The following is a 16,876-nucleotide window of genomic DNA, read 5'->3' on the forward strand; positions in this document are numbered from 1 at the left end:
CGGGTGGGTCAGGATTCGGTGCAAATCAACACGCAGGCGCTAGCCAGTGAACTCGGCATCGGCTTGGAGGAAGCTGAAACCCTTGTGGACGCGGAGATTTTGCCGAACGAAAGCAACGACGGCGGTTTGGTTTACTCCCACACCCTCTACGCGGAACAGGTCGCCTCGCCCGAGCTCGCCAAGAAGCTGTTGGATAAATTCGGCACGCTGAGCATCGAATTGCCATCGAACTTCTACGACGGGGTCCACTGGTCGCCCTACGACTAAGGTCTGGGGAAACAGCGGCGACGCCTGCTTCCGCTTAGCCAACACCTATTCGAAAAAAAACACCGGTCCCCCGCTTAATCGGGGCAGACCGGTGTCTATACGTCTCAACAGCGGGACCTGGTACAGACTTTTTTGTACAGGTACAAACTTTTTTGTACAGGTACAGACTTTTTTGTCTCCCGTTATCTTTTTTGCACAGCGACCGTGTTTACTCGACTGTGACCGACTTGGCGAGGTTCCGCGGCTTATCCACATCCGTCCCACGCGCCAGTGCCGTGTGATACGCCAGCAGCTGCAGCGGCACCACGTGCAGGATCGGCGAGAGCTGGCCGTAGTGCTCCGGCATGCGGATCACCTGGATGCCGTCGCTAGAGTGGATTTGCGTATCGGCATCGGCAAACACGTACAGCTTGCCGCCGCGTGCGCGCACTTCCTGGATGTTCGACTTGAGCTTTTCGAGCAGTGCGTCGTTCGGGGCCACCGTCACCACGGGCATCTGTTCGGTCACCAGTGCCAGCGGGCCGTGCTTGAGTTCGCCGGCCGGGTAGGCCTCAGCGTGGATGTACGAGATTTCCTTGAGCTTGAGCGCGCCTTCCAGGGCGATCGGGTAGTGCAGGCCACGGCCCAGGAACAGCGCATTCTCACGACGGGCAAACTCTTCCGACCACGCAATGATCTGCGGCTCCAGCGCCAGCACGGCGTTCAGTGCAGACGGCAGGTGGCGCAGGTGGCGCAGGGCGTCTTCTTCCTGCGCGTCGCTCAGATGGCCGCGCAGCTTGGCAAACGTCAGCGACAGCATGTACAGCGCAGCCAGCTGCGTGGTGAACGCCTTGGTGGAGGCCACGCCAATCTCGGTGCCGGCGCGCGTGAGGAACTTGAGTTCGGTCTCGCGCACCATGGCGCTGGTCGCCACGTTGCAGAAGGCCAGCGTGTGCGTATGGCCCAGCTCGCGTGCGTGGCGCAGTGCGGCCAGCGTGTCGGCGGTCTCGCCCGATTGCGAGATCACGACGACCAGCGCGTTCGGGTTGGGCACCGTCTCGCGGTAACGGTATTCGCTGGCGACTTCGACCTGCGTCGGAATCTTGGCGATCGACTCCAGCCAGTACTTGGCGGTGCAGCCCGAGTAGTAGCTCGTACCGCAGGCCAGGATCAGCACGCTGTCAACCTTGGAGAGCACCTCGGCTGCGCGCGGGCCGAACAGATCGGGGCCAAAGCCCTGAATGCCTTCGAGCGTGTCGCCCAGGGCGCGCGGCTGCTCGAAGATTTCCTTCTGCATGAAGTGGCGGAACGGACCGAGTTCCACCGCTGCTGCGTACGTGCCGACTTCCTTGACCTCGCGTTCGACCGGGCGGTCGTGCGCGTCCACCACGGTGAAACCCTCGCGGGTGATTTCCACCACGTCGCCTTCTTCCAGATAGGCCATGCGGCTGGCCGTACCGGCTACGGCCAGCGCGTCGGAGGCGAGGAACGATTCGTTCTCGCCCAGGGCCACCACCAGTGGCGAGCCGGCACGCGCGCCCACCACCACGTCGGGGTTGTCGCGGGCAAACACGGCAATGGCATAGGCACCATGCAGGCGCTTGACCGACGCGCGCACCGAGGCAAACAGGTTGCCGCGCGTGGCGCTGCTCGGGTACGTATAGGCTTGGTGGATCAGGTGGGCGACCACCTCGGTGTCGGTCTGCGATTCAAAGCCGTAGCCGACGGCCTTGAGCTCGTCGCGCAGCGCTTCGTAGTTCTCGATGATGCCGTTGTGCACCAGGGCGATGGTGTCGCCCGAGAAGTGCGGGTGCGCATTGACGGTATCCGGCTTGCCGTGCGTGGCCCAGCGCGTGTGGGCGATGCCGATGGCGCCGTCCAGGTGGCTGGTCTGCGCCTGCGTGTCGAGGTCGGCCACGCGCGACACGGTGCGCGCGCGCTCAAGCTGGCCATCGCGCTGCACGGCAACGCCGCACGAGTCATAGCCGCGGTATTCCAGGCGGCGCAGTCCTTCGATCAGGACGGGAACGATATTGCGCGTGGAAACCGCGCCGACGATACCGCACATGTTGATTTCTCCAGTTTGAGCACGGCGCCGTTGTGCGCCGCACTCGGTATGCATTCAGTATCGATGCTCGTGCGCTGCAGCGGCATCCGCTGTTCGGCGCAGGAGAACAGCTGTCAGGCGTCCTTCTTCTGCTTGACTGGGCGCTGCCAGCTGTCAATAGTGACTTGGCGCGCACGCGAGACCGTCAGCTTGCCCTCCGGCGCATCCTTGGTCAGCGTCGTGCCGGCACCCAGCGTGGCACCCTTGCCCACGCGCACCGGCGCCACGAGCTGTGTGTCGGAGCCAATGAAGGCGTCGTCTTCGATGATGGTGCGGAACTTGTTCGCGCCGTCGTAGTTGCAAGTGATCGTGCCCGCGCCGATGTTCACGCGCGAACCCACCGTGGCATCGCCCACATAAGCGAGGTGGTTGGCCTTGCTGTGCGCGGCCACCTGGCTGTTCTTCACCTCGACAAAGTTGCCGATGTGCACATCTTCGGCCAGCTCGGTGCCCGGGCGCAGGCGCGCATACGGGCCGATGCGCGAGTCGGCACCCACCTTGGCCTGCTCGATATGGCAGAACGGCAGAATCTCGGTGCCGGCGTCGATGGTCGCGTTGCGGATCACCGCGTTGGCGCCGATGTGCACACCGTCGCCCAGCGTGACGTTGCCCTCAAAGATGCAGTTGACGTCGATCACCACATCGCGCCCGCACGACAGCTTGCCGCGAACGTCGATGCGCGCCGGGTCGACGAGCGTGACGCCGTCTTCCAGCAGTTGCTGCGCGAGGTTGCGCTGGTGAATGCGTTCCAGCTCGGCCAGTTGCACCTTGCTGTTCACGCCGAGCGTTTCCCATTCGGCCAGCGGGTGTGCGGAGGTGATGGGCACGCCATCGGTGGCGGCGCGCTCGATCACGTCGGTCAGGTAGTACTCACCCTGCGCGTTGTTGTTGGATAGCGTGGCCAGCCACGTCTTGAGCTTGGCCGTCGGGCACACCAAGATACCGGTGTTGACCTCGTGAATGGCAAGCTGCGTTTCGTTGGCGTCCTTCTGCTCGACGATACGGGTGATGCGGCCGGCTGCGTCGCGCACGATGCGGCCATAGCCGGTCGGGTCATCCAGGTGTACGGTCAGCACGCCCAGGTGGTCCTGGCCGGCCGCGCCAACCAGCGCGCCCAGCGTTTCTGCACGGGTGAGCGGCACGTCGCCATAGAGCACCAGGGTGGGTACGCTCTCATCGAGTTGGTCGACTGCCTGCATGACGGCGTGGCCGGTACCGAGCTGCTGCTCCTGCGTCGCGAAGGTGACATCGGGCGCGCCGACCATCTCACGCACGCGCTCGCCGCCGTGGCCCACCACCACCACCAGGCGTGTCGGCGACATGGACCGCGCGGTTTCGATCACGTGGGCCAGCAGCGGTTTGCCGGCCAGCGGGTGCAGCACTTTCGGCAGGGCGGAACGCATGCGTTTGCCCATGCCGGCGGCAAGGATGACGATATTCACAAGGAGGTTCCTAGAGTGACTCGAAGCGATAGCCTGCGGCGGTGTCCCAAGCACGCACATGGCCACCCGGAACCTGCTGCCCGCCACCTCCCCTCAAGTTGGCTGAACCGCCTGCAAACCCTTCTATGGGGCGCATTTGCGGCGGATAAGACACAGATGAAAAATTTTAGCATGGGGCCTACCCCCCAACTGAACCCGTCAAATGGTCGAATTGTTGCAATTGCGCCATTGCCAGGCCGGCTAGGCCGCTGGCTGGTCGTGCTGGCGGCGGTCGTCTCGTTGGCCTGCCTGCAGGCGTGCAGCACCGTGAAAGTGGGCTACAGCCAGGGGGCGCGACTGACCTATTGGTGGATCGACGGCCAGTTTGACCTGCAGGACGCCCAGACCGGCCCCACGCGCGAGGCCATCACGCGCTTCTTTGCCTGGCACCGGCAAGACCAGCTGCCGCGCGTGGCAGCACTCCTGCGGCATGCGCAGGATGAATTGCAGCAACCCATGACAGCGCAGCAGATGCGCGCGTACCAGGACGCCTTCCAGCAGTTCGGGCGCGCCGCCTTTGACCAGGCCAAGCCCGATATCTCCCGTTTGCTGCTGAGCACCACGCCTGCCCAGCTTGCGCACGTGCAAAAGAAGCAGGCCGAAAGCAACGAGAAATACCAGCGCCGCTATCTGGGCAGCGACGCCCAGGAACGCATGCAGGCACGCCTCAAGAAAGTGATGGAAGACGCACGAATCGTGTATGGCAACTTCTCGTCCGAGCAGGAAGAGGCCATCCGCACGGCCATCGCCCCGATGGTGGACAGCACCCCGGCCCGGTATGAGGAGCGCATCGCGCGGCAGCAGGCGTGGCTGGCGCTGATTGCCCGCGTGCAGCAGGCTCGCCCCGATGAGACGACTGTCATGCAATGGCTCACCGCCTATGCCGACCAGTGGCAGCAGGCACCGGGCGAGCGTGGTGTGCACCAGCGCCTGCGCCGCGAGGCCGATACCGCCATGCTGATCACCATCGCCAACCTGACCACACCGCGCCAGAAACAGCATGCGCGCGAGCGCCTGCAAGGCTGGCTCAACGACGTACGCGATCTGATGCGAGAGGGTGAGGCTGGCGCCGCGCCTCAGGCGCAGAACAACTGAACGCGGCGATCAGTTTGCTGCAGCCTCGTCGGCGGCCGCTGCGTCGGACGGCTTGCGCTCAAAGCGCACGAATTCGATGCGGTCGTCATGCGAGCCCGCAAACACCAGCGGCGCCTGATCGTAAGAGGTCTGGCCGAACAGCGAATCCTCGCCGATCTTGGCCAGGCCCGTGCTCAGGCCGTTGAAGTCGAACAGCTCCGTATCGGCCAGGTGCGAAGGCACGACGTTCTGCAGCGACGCGAAGATCTTGTCGGTGCGGCCCGGATGCTGGCGCTCCCACTCCAGCAGCATCTCCTTGACCTTCTTGCGCTGCAGGTTTTCCTGCGAGCCACACAGGTTGCACGGGATGATCGGGAACTCCATCGCACGGGCGTAGGAGGCAATGTCCTTTTCCGCGCAGTACGCCAGCGGGCGGATGACGATGTGGTCGCCATTGTCGGTGGCCAACTTGGGCGGCATCGCCTTCATCTTGCCGCCAAAGAACATGTTCAGGAAGAACGTGTTGACGATGTCGTCGCGGTGGTGGCCCAGCGCGATCTTGTTGGCGCCCAGCTCCTTGGCGGTGCGGTAGATCACACCACGGCGCAGGCGCGAGCACAGCGAGCACGTGGTCTTGCCCTCGGGCACCTTCTCCTTGACGATCGAATACGTGTCCGCCTCGACGATCACGTACTCCACCCCCGTCTTCTTCAGATAGTTGGGCAGCACCTCTTCCGGAAAGCCCGGCTGCTTCTGATCGAGGTTCATGGCGATCAGCTTGAAGTTGACGGGCGCGCGCTTTTGCAGCGCCATCAGGATCGACAGCATCGTGTACGAGTCCTTGCCGCCGGACAGGCACACGAGGATGGTGTCGCCGTCCTCGATCATCTTGAAGTCGCCGATGGCGCGACCGACCGCCGACTGCAGGCGGGTTTCGAGGCGGTGGAAGTTATTGGAAAACGTCATGGCATGCTGACCCCGCCAGCGCTGAATAATGGCCGAACGGGCGTCAAATCGTGAGGAAAATCAGTATTTTAGCGTGCCCCGACGCCACGCGGGCGCACCGTCTGCAAGCTTGGACGAACCGGCCTAGAATCGTTTGCTTCATCCCCTGCCCAACACGGAGACAGCAATGCGGATTCTGGTACTCGGCGCCGGCGGCACCGGCGGCTATTTCGGCGGACGGCTCGCCCAGGCCGGCGCAGACGTAACCTTTCTAGTACGCCCGGCGCGGGCGGCACTGTTGCGCGCACAAGGTCTGGTGATCCGCAGCCCGGCGGGTGATGCGCAGTTGCCCGTCCAGATCATTACCGCCGACGAGGCTGCAGGATGGGCCCAACAACGGGGCCATGCCGATCTCATCCTGCTGAGCTGCAAGGCCTATGACCTGGACGATGCGATTGCTGCGATCCGCCCCACGGTGGGCGAGCGCACTGTCGTGCTGCCGGTGCTCAACGGGCTGGCGCATCTGGAGCTGCTGGATGCCGCGTTTGGCGAATCACGCGTGCTGGGTGGCCTGTGCCATATCAGCGCCACCACTGCGCCTGACGGTGCCGTGCTGCACCTGGGTTTTGGACAAGGCCCGGCGGCGCAGTCCATCACCTTTGGCGAGCGCACGCCGCACGCCCCGCGCGAGCGCACCGAGGCGATCCGCAACGTGTTTGCCACCGCCAGCTTTGATACGGTGCTGGCCGACAACGTGATGCAGGACATGTGGGAGAAGTTTGCCTTCCTGACCTCGCTGGCGTCGATGACGTGCCTGATGCGGGCCAACGTGGGCGAGATCGTTGCCACGGATGAGGGCCGTGCGCTGAACGAGGAGATGTTTGCGGCGTGCCAATCGGTGTCGGCTGCATCGGGTTACCCGATCCGTACGCAGGCGCGTGAGCGTGGTCAGTTGGTGCTGACGCAGGTGGGGTCACCGCTGACGGCATCCATGCTGCGGGATCTGGAGAACGGTGGCCGCGTGGAGGCGGCGCATATCGTCGGGGACATGCTGCAGCGGGGGCGCAAGCTGGGGGTGGATGTTTCGCTCCTGCGCGTGGCTTATGCGCATTTGCAGGCGTATCAGCAGCGGTTGTTGCGGGCTGCTGTTTGAGCGGTGGTGCTTTTGGGGAGGGTTGGGGCTTGGTGGTTCACCTCCCTTTCATCCCCTGCCGGGGCTGACTCACTTTCTTTGTCTTGCCAAAGAAAGTAAGCAAAGAAAGGCGCGCCCGAGATGGCGACCCCCTCCTTGAATTTCTGTCGCAGAGGGGAAGGGGAAAACTCGCTGCGCTCAGACAGTTCCCCTTCCTTTTTCCTCCCTGCAACAGAAATTCAAGGCGCCATCTAGGGCAGGGTACGGCCACACCATCTGTATGCGCGTGTTGCCGGCAGCGTTCATTGCTGCCAACCACCGCCTAGTGCTTGCATCAGGGCGGCGGAGTCCAGCAGGCGATCTGCGCGGCTCTGTACCTGTTGCAGCGTTGCTTGATCAACCTGGCGCTGCGCGTCCAGCAGCGTGAGCGTGCTGATGCCACCGGCGGCGTGGCGGGCTTGGGCGGCTTGCAATGTCTGCTGGGCCTGATCGGTTGCCAGCGCCCGCGCCTGCAGTGCTTGTGCGTCGTTGTGTACGGCGTGCAGGGCGTCGGCCACTTCCTGCAAGCCTTGCAACACGGTCTGCTTGTACGCCGCGCCTGCTGCGTCGTAGGCGGCTTCGGCCTCGCGCTTCTTGGCGCGCAGGGTGCCGCCATGGAAGATCGGCTGCGTGAGCGAGGCGCCCAGGTTCCAGATGCTGGAGCCGGCGCCCAGCACGTTGCGGAAACCCGTCGTCTCAGAACCCAACCCTGCGGACAAGGTGATCCGCGGGAACAAGTTGGCCGTGGCAACGCCCACGTTGGCGCTGGCTTCGTGCCACATCGCCTCAGCCGCGCGGATGTCGGGCCGGCGCTGTGCGAGCGTCGACGGCAATGACACGGGCAGCGGGTCTGGCAGGCGCAAGGCATCGAGCGTGGGCAAGTCCGGCAACCCTGCCCCTGGCTCACGACCAAGCAGCACCGACAACCGATGCCGCATCTGCGCGGCTTGCTGGGCGAGCGGTGGCAGTGTCGCCTCCGTCTGCGCGACGAGGGTGCGCTGCGAAAGCACGTCAACGTTCGCCACACCACCCAGGTTCAAGCGACGCTCGGTAATCTGGAGTTGCTTGCGCTGCTCGGCCACCAGCCGCTGCGTGGTGGCGATCTGCGCATCGAGCGAGGCGATGCGCACCACCGACGTCACCACATTGCCGGCGAGTGCCAGGCGTGCAGCTTCCAACTCATAGCGCTGCGTATCCACTTCCGCACGTGACGCTTCCAATGCCCGGCGCACGCCGCCAAAAATGTCCAGTGCATACGACACCGACAGCGACGCCGAGTACAACGTGAACGGCCCCGGCTTGGGCGTGTTGAAACCGAACGCTTCCGGGTTGACTTGCTGGCGCACGGCGGACACGGTGCCATCCACCGTGGGCAGCGCGTAGCCGAACTGCGCCTCGGCTTCAGCCTGGGCCTGGCGCAGGCGCGCCTCGGCCTGCATGACCGACGGGCTGGCACGCAGCGCTTCATCCACCAACGCATCAAGCGCGGGAGATTGAAACAGATGCCACCAATCGCCCGGCACATTTGCATCAGCCAAATGCTGCGCTTCACCACCAGGGATGGGCGCCGATGCCGTCTCGCGCGGCACGGGCTGTGCGGAGTAGCCTGATGCCACAGGCGCAGCAGGCGTCTTGAAGTCGGGGCCGACGGCGCAGCCACTCATCGCCAATGCGGAAACCAGCAGAACACCAACGGCCCGCTTACGACCCGCCAAAGCGCGACTGAACACCAACGCACACCCCCAGACGGTTTGGCCGTACCCTGCCCTTGATGGCGCCTTGAATTTTCGTAAGCGGGCGGAAAAAAGACGGGAAACTGTTTGAGCGCAGCGAGTTTTTCCCGTCTCCGCCCGGTTACGAAAATTCAAGGAGTCTTTCGCCATCTCGGGCGCGCCTTTCTTTTGCTTACTTTTCTTTGGCAAGACAAAGAAAAGTGAGTCAGCCCCGGCAGGGGATGAAACAGGGGATGGACCAACAACCCCGTTCCTGCAACGAATCAAGAGCGTTCGCATAGCCACCTCAATCCAGCGTCTTGCGATAAAACCGCAACGCAATACTCAGCACCACCACCGTAAACACCATCAACGGCCAGATGCTGGGCCACAGCTCAAACCACCCATTGCCCTTGAGCAAAATCCCACGCGTGAGCCGGTTGAAGTACGTCATCGGCAGCAGGTTTCCAATCACCTGCGCCCACTTCGGCATGCCCACAAACGGAAACATGAACCCCGAGAGCAAGATGTTCGGCAGGAAGTAGAAGAACGTGAGCTGAGTCGCCTGCAACTGGTTCTGCGCGAGCGACGACAGCGTGATCCCCACCGTCAGGCTCGCCACAATAAACAGCAGCGCAGACACGTAGACCATCCACACGCTGCCGACAAACGGCACCTGAAACACGAAGTACGCCATCAGCAGAATGATGGTCACCTGCACCAGCCCGATGAAGATGTAGGGCACGATCTTGCCCGTCATCACCTCCAGCGGATGCACCGGCGTGGCAAGCAGGTTTTCCATGGTGCCGCGCTCGCGTTCGCGCGTCATGGCCAGGCCCGTCATCATCACCATGGTCATCGTGAGGATGGTGCCCATGAGGCCAGGGATGATGTTGTACTGCGTGACGCCTTCCGGGTTGTAGAGCTTGTGGACGCGCACGTCGAATGGCGGCGCTGCACCGTTCGTGCCACCAGCCAGCGGTGCCAGCGCGCCCTTCATGTCCTTGTCGACCACGCCTTGCACCAGTTGCGAGAGTGAAGCCACCGCCAGGCCTGTCGCGGCCGGGTCTGTCGCATCCGCTTCCACCAGCAGCGAGGGCCTCTCACCGCGCACCAGCTTGCGCGTGAAGTCCGGCGGGATGGTGACGACAAACTGCAACTGCCCCTTGGCCAGCGCCTCGCGCCCCGCTGTTTCGTCGGGCAGGGTTTTGGCGAGGTCGAAGTAGTCGGAGTTGCGCATGCCGGCCAGGAAGCTGCGCGTGAACTCGCTCTGGTCCGCCGCAATGACACCGGTCAGCAGGTGCTTCGGATCCGCGTTGATGGCAAAGCCGAACAGGAACAACTGCATGATCGGAATGCCGATCATCATGGCGAACGTCACGCGATCCCGCCGCAGTTGCAGGAACTCCTTGAGCACCACGCTCCACCAGCGCTGGACCGAAAAGCGATTGCCGTTGAGGGTGATGCTCATGGCTGCGCTCCGTAGTTGTCGGACGAGCCGCGCATCATGTGGATGAAGACGTCTTCCAGGCCGGTGTCGATCGGCGCCACGCGCACGCCCGACTCACTGGCCAGACCGCGCAGTGTGGCCTCCAGTGCCTGCGCATCGGCGCCCGTCACGTGCAGCACGGAGCCAAACGCAACGGTCTGGTCCACACCAGGCTGGCCATCGAGCTTGCGCCCCAGGTCCACCAGATTGCCGCCCATCACCGACCACGTCGACAACCGCTGGCTGGCAATCACCTCGCTGGCGGTGCCTTGCGCCAGCAGTTCGCCATACGCGATGTAGGCGAGCTTGTGGCAACGCTCGGCCTCATCCATGTAGTGCGTGCTGACCAGCACCGAAATGCCTTGTGCAGCGAGGCGATGCAGTTCTTCCCAGAAATCGCGGCGGGCTTTCGGGTCGACACCGGCGGTGGGTTCGTCGAGCAGCAGCAACTCGGGTTGATGCAGCATGCAGGCCGCTAGCGCCAGCCGCTGCTTCCAGCCGCCCGACAACGCGCCCGCCAGTTGCTTGGCGCGCGAGGCCAGCCCCAGCGTCTCCAGCGCGTGGTCCACCGCTTCGCGCCGGTTGGGCATCTCATACAGGCGCGCAACGAAGTCAAGGTTCTCGCGGATGGAGAGATCGTCCCAGTACGAGAAGCGCTGCGTCATGTAGCCGACACGGCGCTTGATCTGAGCGGACTCCTTGAGGATGTCGTAGCCCAGGCAGGTGCCGCTGCCGCTGTCGGGCGTGAGCAGCCCGCACATCATGCGGATCGATGTGGTCTTACCGCTGCCGTTGGGCCCGAGAAAGCCAAAGATCTCACCGCGCGCAACCTGCATGGAGAGGTCTTTCACGACGTGCTTGTCACCGAAGTGCTTGTTCAGCCCACGCACGTCGATGGCGTAATCACGCCCACTCGCACCGCTGCCGTTGTGATTGCCCGAGGTGGTCATTGCAACGTCACCTCAACGGGTTGCCCCGGGCGCAGCTTGGGGCCATCGGCCGGCGTCGGACGGGCCTCCACCATGAAGACAAGCTTGTCGCGCGTGGTGTTGCTGTAGATCACGGGCGGCGTGTACTCGGCCTCGTTGGCAACGTAGGTGACAGTGGCGTTCACATCCGCCGCGCAGCCATCGCAGTGAATGCGCGCCGCCCGCCCCGGCTTGAGCGAACCAACCACGCCCTGGGGCACGAAGAAGCGCACCTTCACGTTGGCCGGCGGCAGCATGCGCACCACCGGGCTGCCGGCGCCCACCCATTCCCCTTCCCGGTACAGGGTGTCGAACACGAGGCCGCCTTGCGTCGCCTTCTGCGCCTTCTGGTCGAGCCGCCATTGCGCTTGCGCGACGGCGGCACGTGCCGCCTCAACCTGTGCCGCTTGCGCGCGAATCTGGTCATTGCGCGCCGGCAGTTGGGCGATGCGCAGCTGGTTGGTCAGTTCGCGCACGCGCTGGGCGTTGGTCTGTGCGGTGGAGCGGCTGGTATCGAGCTGCGCTTGCGGGATGCCGCCCGCGCGGAACTGCGCCTCATCGCGCGTGAGCTGGATGGCAGAGAGCTTGTCGGCCACCACCGCCTGCGCCAACTGCGCACGCACGGCATCCACTTCGGGCACACGCTTGCCGAGGTTCAGATCGGCCAGTTGTGCTTCGGCCGATTGCAACTGCGCCGCCGCCTGCTGGCGCGCTGCGGTTTCATCCACGGACTCGAGCACGAACAACGGCGCCCCAGTACTGACGGTCTGCCCGCGCTGCACGCCCAGGTGGTCCAGCCGCCCGCCTACGGGCGAGGCGACATAGACGAACTCGCCCTCTACATAGCCCTGATAGGTGTTGGCGTCCTGCTTCGCGCAGCCACTCAACGCTGCAACTGCCGCCGCCACTGCGGCCAGACACGCCGTTCTACCGTTCCACAACACTTGCCGCATACCGTGCTCCGCCGGAATGGATTGATGCGATTGACCCGCTGCAATGCCCTACTTGTGCGTCTTGTTCTTGGCCGCCTTGGTCGACTTGCCGCCGGCATCCGCTACCGCAGCGCCCGGGCCGATGCCGTGCAGCAGCAGCGCCGCCACATGCCGGCCGATGGCCTCGTCGTCCACCTGGTCTGCCTGGGGCAAGCGCCCCCACAGTGGCCGTGTGGCCAGCGGCAACATCGCCAGGCCGATCACGGAGAGCATCAACAGCGGCGGCTGCAACGCGGGGTTCACCGCGCCGGCAGCCTGCGCTCGGGTGATGCGCCCCACGATCAGCTTGGCGCGCTCCAGCGCAATGCGCTCGAAGACGCGCTCGCGCAACTGGCCGCCATCACTGGCGACCTCGCGAATCCACAGCGGCGGAAACCACGGCGTGCTCGCCGCCATCGCCACCATGCGCTGTGCCACGCCCGCAATCGTCTGCGCCAAGTCAGGCAAGTGACTGTCGTCGGCAATGCGCTCCAGCGCCGGCCCCGTCACCTGATCGATCAGCGGACGGATGCGCGCCTCCACCACCGCGTCGAGCAGTTGATCGCGCGTCTTGAAGTGGTAGTGCACCATCGGCGCCGTCACGCCAGCCTCGCGCGCGATGGCGGCGAGCGTGGTCGGGCCAACACCATCCCGTGCGAACAGCGTCACGGCCATGTCGAGCAAGCGGTCGCGCAGGTCATCCTGCGTCGCGCCATCGCGTCGGCGGGGGCGGCCTGGGCCGCGTGGAGAAGGTTTTCGGGTTGCCATGCGCCGCATATTAATTGTCGAATTAATTAATTTCAAGACAAAGACACGGCGCCGAGCAACTCAGAGAGATCGACTGCGCATTCGAAGAGGTGCGCGCGACTCGGGCGGCGGCCGAAAGCAAGGTCGGAGCCGAGATAGCCCCACGGTCACCGACGGCACCGCACTGCCGCTACGACAGCCGCATCCGCTTCGACGCGGCTCACGCCTCAGCCATTCGCGGTCGCGGCATTGAGCTGGGCAAGGCGTACCAGCAGACGATCCTGCGCTTCGCTCGGGAAGCTCGACGTGCGGCGCACGGCAAACACGGTGTTCAGGCAGCGCCGTGTTGTCGTCGGCCGCACCACTTGCAGGCGTCCGCGCTCCACTGCTTCCTGAATGGCATGCAGCGGCAGCACGGACCAGCCCACGCCCGCCTCCACCAGCGTACTCACCTCCTCCAGGTCCGACACGTGGTGCGCGCTGACGGTGGTCTCGGGCAAGCGGCGGAAGAGCGCCTTGAACCACAGGCCGTACACCGCATCGGACTCGTCATAGGTGACGAAAGGTAGCGCTGCGCAATCGGTCAGCGTGCGCGGGGCGCCCTGCTCACGCAGCGCGCGCGCACTGCACGCGAGCACGAACTCCTCGGTGTAGACAGCGTGGTGCTCGAACAGGCGAGACGTGCGTGGTGTGTAGACAAAACCAAGGTCTGCGCGGCCGGACTCGACATGGCCAAAGACTTCGTCGTCGCTACCGAACGCCAACTCCAGTCGCACATCATCGAGCAGCGGTGCGTCGGATTCCGGCGACGGTGTCAGCAGTGCCGACATCAGCACATAGCGCCCGAAGCTGGAGCCGCTGGCCAGCTTGAGCGACACGCGCTCTATCTCGCCGCTGTGCAGTGCGGCGCGCAATTCATCCAGCCCGGCAAACGCGTCGCGGCACCACGCACGCACGGAAGCACCGGCCCGCGTGAGCACGAGCTTGCGCCCCGAGCGCTCGAACAGGGGCACGCCCAGCCATTGCTCCAGTTGCCGCATCTGGTACGACAGTGCCGGCTGCGACACGGCCAGGCGGTCTGCCGCACGCACGAAGCTGCCCTCGTTGGCGACGGTCAGGAAGCTATGCAGATAGCGCAACGGCGAGTGGGACATGGGTATCGCCGCTCACAACGCGCCCCTGGCGTCGTTGCGCCGACTTGTCGTACTTCAGGACTGCCTACGTCGGCGCGCCTAGCCAGGAGAGCGTTGTGAGCGGCTCCTTGATTGATCAAATTTTTGGATCGAAAAACCAAAAACATTCGATTTGATTTTGAGTTTGTCAGATCGCAGAATTCGCCGCAAGTGAACGACCAACGTGCCCGGAGGCCATCATGACGACCGCACTGCAACATCCGAGCTATGCCCTGGAAGCCGCCTACGGCGCGCGCAACTATGCGCCCCTGCCGGTCATGCTGGAACGCGGTGAAGGTGTGTGGCTGTTCGATACCGATGGTCGCCGCTATCTGGACATGATGTCCGCCTACTCGGCCGTCAGCTTCGGGCATTCGCATCCCAAGCTGGTTGCGGCGCTTGTGGAGCAAGCCGGCCGGCTCACGCTCACTTCGCGTGCCTTCCACAACACCGAGCTGGGCCCTTTCCTGGCCGACGTCTGCCGCATCACACGCATGGATCGCGCGCTGCCGATGAACACCGGCGCCGAAGCCGTGGAAACCGCCATCAAGGCCGCCCGCAAATGGGCGCGCGATGTGAAAGGCCTGTCGCCTGATGTGGCCGAAATCATCGTCTTCGAGAACAACTTCCACGGCCGCACGACCACCATCGTCGGCTTCTCGTCCCACGATCAATACCGCTATGGGTTCGGGCCGTTCGCGGCGGGATTCCGGCGCATTCCATTTGGCGATGCCGATGCACTGCGCGCGGCCATCGGGCCCAACACGGGCGCCATCCTGATGGAACCTGTGCAGGGTGAAGGCGGCATCGTGGTGCCACCACCGGGCTACCTGAAGCTGGCACGTGAACTGGCAACGCAGCACAACGTGCTGCTGGTCTGCGATGAGGTACAAACCGGCCTGGGCCGCACCGGCGATGTCCTGGCGAGCTGGCACGAAGGTGTAGATGCCGACCTGGTGGTACTAGGCAAGGCACTGGGCGGCGGCATGATGCCGGTGTCGGCCATTGCCGGGCGCGAGTCGGTCATCGGGGTGTTCCAGCCGGGCGACCACGGCTCGACCTTCGGCGGCAACCCGCTGGCGGCGCACATTGGCCGCGCGGCACTCGCCTTACTGATCGAAGAACAACTGCCGCAGCGTGCGGCGCGCCTGGGTGACGCCTTCATCGCCGAACTGAAAACGCTGGTCGGGCACGGCGTGCGCCAAGTACGCGGGCGCGGTTTGATGATCGGCCTGCAACTCGATGCCGACATCGAAGCCCACGATTTTGTCGCGGCGCTGGCCGAACACGGCGTGCTGTCCAAGGATACCTACGGCAATGTGATTCGCCTCACACCACCGCTGGTAATCGGTCAGGCCGAACTGGAGCTGGCGCGCGACGTGATCCGCCGCACGCTGGCCGACTGGCCGCGCCGCAAAGCGGCATGAACAACGACGACTGCATCAAGGGGAGCAACACATGACCATCATTGACCTGATCGGCGCGGCCATCGGCTGCGGCGCGCAAGACGACGGCTGCAAGGACGGCCCGCGTGCGCTGCTGCAGGCCGGCGCGCTGGCGCGGTTGCAGACGCCGGATACGCGCGGTGGCTTGGTCCACGACATTGAGCTGGCAACGTCGGCCGGGCACAACCGGTCTGCGCGGCTGGCTGCGCTGCCGGGCGTGGCGGGGTTCTCGCGCGCGCTGGCCGATGCGACGGCACACAGCGTGCACGCGGGGCATGTGCCGGTCGTCATCGGCGGCGATCACTCGTGCGCGATCGGTACGTGGTCGGGCATCGCAAACGCCCTGCGGCCGAGAGGTCCGCTCGGCCTGATCTGGATCGACGCCCACCTCGACAGCCACACCCCGCAGACGAGCGACTCGGGCGCCATCCACGGCATGCCGCTGGCAACGCTGCTCGGCCACGGTGCGCCGGCCCTCACGCAGGTGCGCGATGCCGCGCCCAAGCTGCTACCGCAGCATGTGGTGGTGATTGGTGCGCGCAGTTATGAGCCCGCCGAACGGGCGCTGCTCGATCTGCTGGGGGTACGCGTGATTGATGCCGCTGAGGTGGCACGGAATGGCCTGCGCGCGGTGATGGCGGATGCAATCCGACTGGTCACGTCAGGCACAGCGGCCTTTGGCGTAACGCTGGATCTGGATGCCTTCGACCCCGAAGTTGCACCGGGTGTGGGCTCGCCGGAAACGGACGGGCTCACCGCCCAGGGCATGACGCAAGCGCTCGCCGCTTGCGCACGCGATGCGCGCTTTGCGGCGTTCGAACTGGTGGAATACAACCCGCGCCACGATCAGCACGACAACCAAGGGGGCGGGATCACGGCGCACCTGGCGCTCGACCTGCTGGGCAGCGTCGCGGGCGCGTTGCACGCCCAGCGCCGTGAGTATGCGAGTGCTGCTTAGTCTTTGATGCGAAAGACCTCAACGCCCACCGACTCGCAATCCGGATAGACATCTGGCTTCTCCGTCGACACCCGCGCGGCGCGCACGTGCGGGTGCTTGAGCATGGCCGTCAGCACGTCATCGCATAGCGTTTCCTGCAGGTGAACGTGGCCTTGCGCCATGCGGCGGGCAACCGTATCGCGCATGAAATCGTAGTCGACCACTTCGTGCAGCTTGTCCTGCGTGGGCGAGGAGTATTCCAGCGGCACGTACAGCTCGATATTGATCAGGACGCGCTGCTCGCCCTTCTTCTCGAAGTCGTGCACGCCGATGTTGATCTGCACCTCGTAGTTGCGCAAAAACATGCGGCGGCAGTTTGACAGGCGCGGGTGGGATAGCAGGGAAAGCATG

The 16,876-nt window shown here is 64.6% G+C and carries 14 protein-coding genes and 1 pseudogene; 5 read left to right on the top strand and 10 right to left on the bottom strand.

Going from position 1 to position 16,876, the window contains the following annotated elements; all coding sequences use genetic code 11:
* Window positions 1–267: pseudogene (locus tag C404_RS52225) on the top strand (hypothetical protein); the annotation flags it as partial.
* 208 nt (window positions 268–475) lie between these two features.
* Here C404_RS52225 and glmS read toward each other — a convergent pair.
* Both glmS and glmU read right to left on the bottom strand, forming a co-directional pair.
* Window positions 476–2,314, bottom strand: coding sequence for a glutamine--fructose-6-phosphate transaminase (isomerizing) (gene glmS / locus C404_RS52230; RefSeq protein WP_021196800.1), 1,839 nt, complete (start codon window positions 2,312–2,314; stop codon window positions 476–478).
* A 113-nt stretch (window positions 2,315–2,427) separates the two neighbouring features.
* Entirely contained in the window at window positions 2,428–3,795 is a 1,368-nt protein-coding gene (gene glmU / locus C404_RS52235; protein ID WP_021196801.1) for a bifunctional UDP-N-acetylglucosamine diphosphorylase/glucosamine-1-phosphate N-acetyltransferase GlmU, read from the bottom strand.
* Window positions 3,796–3,966: 171 nt separating this feature from the next.
* Here glmU and C404_RS52240 point away from each other — a divergent pair, with 171 nt between their 5' ends.
* Window positions 3,967–4,929 carry a DUF6279 family lipoprotein gene (locus tag C404_RS52240; protein ID WP_052027485.1) on the top strand — a complete coding sequence of 321 codons (963 nt, stop codon included), beginning with the start codon at window positions 3,967–3,969 and terminating at the stop codon, window positions 4,927–4,929.
* A gap of 9 nt (window positions 4,930–4,938) precedes the next feature.
* Here the strand turns inward: C404_RS52240 and ttcA are convergent, their stop codons facing one another.
* Window positions 4,939–5,874 carry a tRNA 2-thiocytidine(32) synthetase TtcA gene (ttcA, locus tag C404_RS52245; protein WP_021196803.1) on the bottom strand — a complete coding sequence of 312 codons (936 nt, stop codon included), beginning with the start codon at window positions 5,872–5,874 and terminating at the stop codon, window positions 4,939–4,941.
* Window positions 5,875–6,040: 166 nt separating this feature from the next.
* Between ttcA and panE the strand changes: the two genes are divergently transcribed.
* A complete protein-coding gene (panE, locus tag C404_RS52250; RefSeq protein WP_021196804.1) occupies window positions 6,041–7,006 on the top strand; it encodes a 2-dehydropantoate 2-reductase in 966 nt (321 codons plus the stop codon).
* 281 nt (window positions 7,007–7,287) lie between these two features.
* Here the strand turns inward: panE and C404_RS52255 are convergent, their stop codons facing one another.
* The 6 genes from C404_RS52255 to C404_RS52280 form a co-directional block, all read right to left on the bottom strand.
* Window positions 7,288–8,709 (bottom strand): efflux transporter outer membrane subunit, encoded by a 1,422-nt coding sequence (locus C404_RS52255; RefSeq protein ID WP_031329956.1) that lies wholly within the window; start codon window positions 8,707–8,709, stop codon window positions 7,288–7,290.
* A gap of 334 nt (window positions 8,710–9,043) precedes the next feature.
* Window positions 9,044–10,201 (bottom strand): ABC transporter permease, encoded by a 1,158-nt coding sequence (locus C404_RS52260; protein ID WP_031329958.1) that lies wholly within the window; start codon window positions 10,199–10,201, stop codon window positions 9,044–9,046.
* A gap of 2 nt (window positions 10,202–10,203) precedes the next feature.
* Window positions 10,204–11,175: an ABC transporter ATP-binding protein gene (locus tag C404_RS52265; protein ID WP_021196807.1), complete on the bottom strand. Its 972-nt coding sequence runs from the start codon at window positions 11,173–11,175 to the stop codon at window positions 10,204–10,206.
* Window positions 11,172–12,146: an HlyD family secretion protein gene (locus tag C404_RS52270; protein WP_031329959.1), complete on the bottom strand. Its 975-nt coding sequence runs from the start codon at window positions 12,144–12,146 to the stop codon at window positions 11,172–11,174. Before C404_RS52270 ends, C404_RS52265 begins: the two co-directional genes overlap by 4 nt.
* A gap of 48 nt (window positions 12,147–12,194) precedes the next feature.
* Window positions 12,195–12,932, bottom strand: coding sequence for a TetR/AcrR family transcriptional regulator (locus C404_RS52275; protein WP_037012512.1), 738 nt, complete (start codon window positions 12,930–12,932; stop codon window positions 12,195–12,197).
* Window positions 12,933–13,138: 206 nt separating this feature from the next.
* Entirely contained in the window at window positions 13,139–14,065 is a 927-nt protein-coding gene (locus tag C404_RS52280; RefSeq protein WP_021196810.1) for a LysR family transcriptional regulator, read from the bottom strand.
* Between the two features lie 218 nt (window positions 14,066–14,283).
* Between C404_RS52280 and rocD the strand changes: the two genes are divergently transcribed.
* Both rocD and C404_RS52290 read left to right on the top strand, forming a co-directional pair.
* On the top strand, window positions 14,284–15,510 hold the full coding sequence (rocD, locus tag C404_RS52285; RefSeq protein ID WP_021196811.1) for an ornithine--oxo-acid transaminase: 1,227 nt from the start codon (window positions 14,284–14,286) through the stop codon (window positions 15,508–15,510).
* Between the two features lie 31 nt (window positions 15,511–15,541).
* Window positions 15,542–16,486 (top strand): arginase, encoded by a 945-nt coding sequence (locus C404_RS52290; protein ID WP_021196812.1) that lies wholly within the window; start codon window positions 15,542–15,544, stop codon window positions 16,484–16,486.
* Here the strand turns inward: C404_RS52290 and C404_RS52295 are convergent.
* A complete protein-coding gene (locus C404_RS52295; protein ID WP_031329962.1) occupies window positions 16,483–16,875 on the bottom strand; it encodes a dihydroneopterin aldolase in 393 nt (130 codons plus the stop codon). The genes C404_RS52290 and C404_RS52295 overlap by 4 nt on opposite strands.
* Window position 16,876: the final 1 nt, after the last annotated feature.

It is taken from the genome of Ralstonia sp. AU12-08, assembly GCF_000442475.1.
Classification (GTDB): domain Bacteria; phylum Pseudomonadota; class Gammaproteobacteria; order Burkholderiales; family Burkholderiaceae; genus Ralstonia; species Ralstonia insidiosa.

Bases quoted from the DNA above. Each gene is read 5' to 3' on its own strand.
- glmS (WP_021196800.1), bottom strand. From the start codon at position 2,314: ATGTGCGGTATCGTCGGCGCGGTTTCCACGCGCAATATCGTTCCCGTC.
- C404_RS52240 (WP_052027485.1), top strand. From the start codon at position 3,967: ATGGGGCCTACCCCCCAACTGAACCCGTCAAATGGTCGAATTGTTGCA.
- ttcA (WP_021196803.1), bottom strand. From the start codon at position 5,874: ATGACGTTTTCCAATAACTTCCACCGCCTCGAAACCCGCCTGCAGTCG.
- panE (WP_021196804.1), top strand. From the start codon at position 6,041: ATGCGGATTCTGGTACTCGGCGCCGGCGGCACCGGCGGCTATTTCGGC.
- C404_RS52265 (WP_021196807.1), bottom strand. From the start codon at position 11,175: ATGACCACCTCGGGCAATCACAACGGCAGCGGTGCGAGTGGGCGTGAT.
- C404_RS52270 (WP_031329959.1), bottom strand. From the start codon at position 12,146: ATGCGGCAAGTGTTGTGGAACGGTAGAACGGCGTGTCTGGCCGCAGTG.
- C404_RS52275 (WP_037012512.1), bottom strand. From the start codon at position 12,932: ATGGCAACCCGAAAACCTTCTCCACGCGGCCCAGGCCGCCCCCGCCGA.
- C404_RS52280 (WP_021196810.1), bottom strand. From the start codon at position 14,065: ATGTCCCACTCGCCGTTGCGCTATCTGCATAGCTTCCTGACCGTCGCC.
- rocD (WP_021196811.1), top strand. From the start codon at position 14,284: ATGACGACCGCACTGCAACATCCGAGCTATGCCCTGGAAGCCGCCTAC.
- C404_RS52290 (WP_021196812.1), top strand. From the start codon at position 15,542: ATGACCATCATTGACCTGATCGGCGCGGCCATCGGCTGCGGCGCGCAA.
- C404_RS52295 (WP_031329962.1), bottom strand. From the start codon at position 16,875: ATGCTTTCCCTGCTATCCCACCCGCGCCTGTCAAACTGCCGCCGCATG.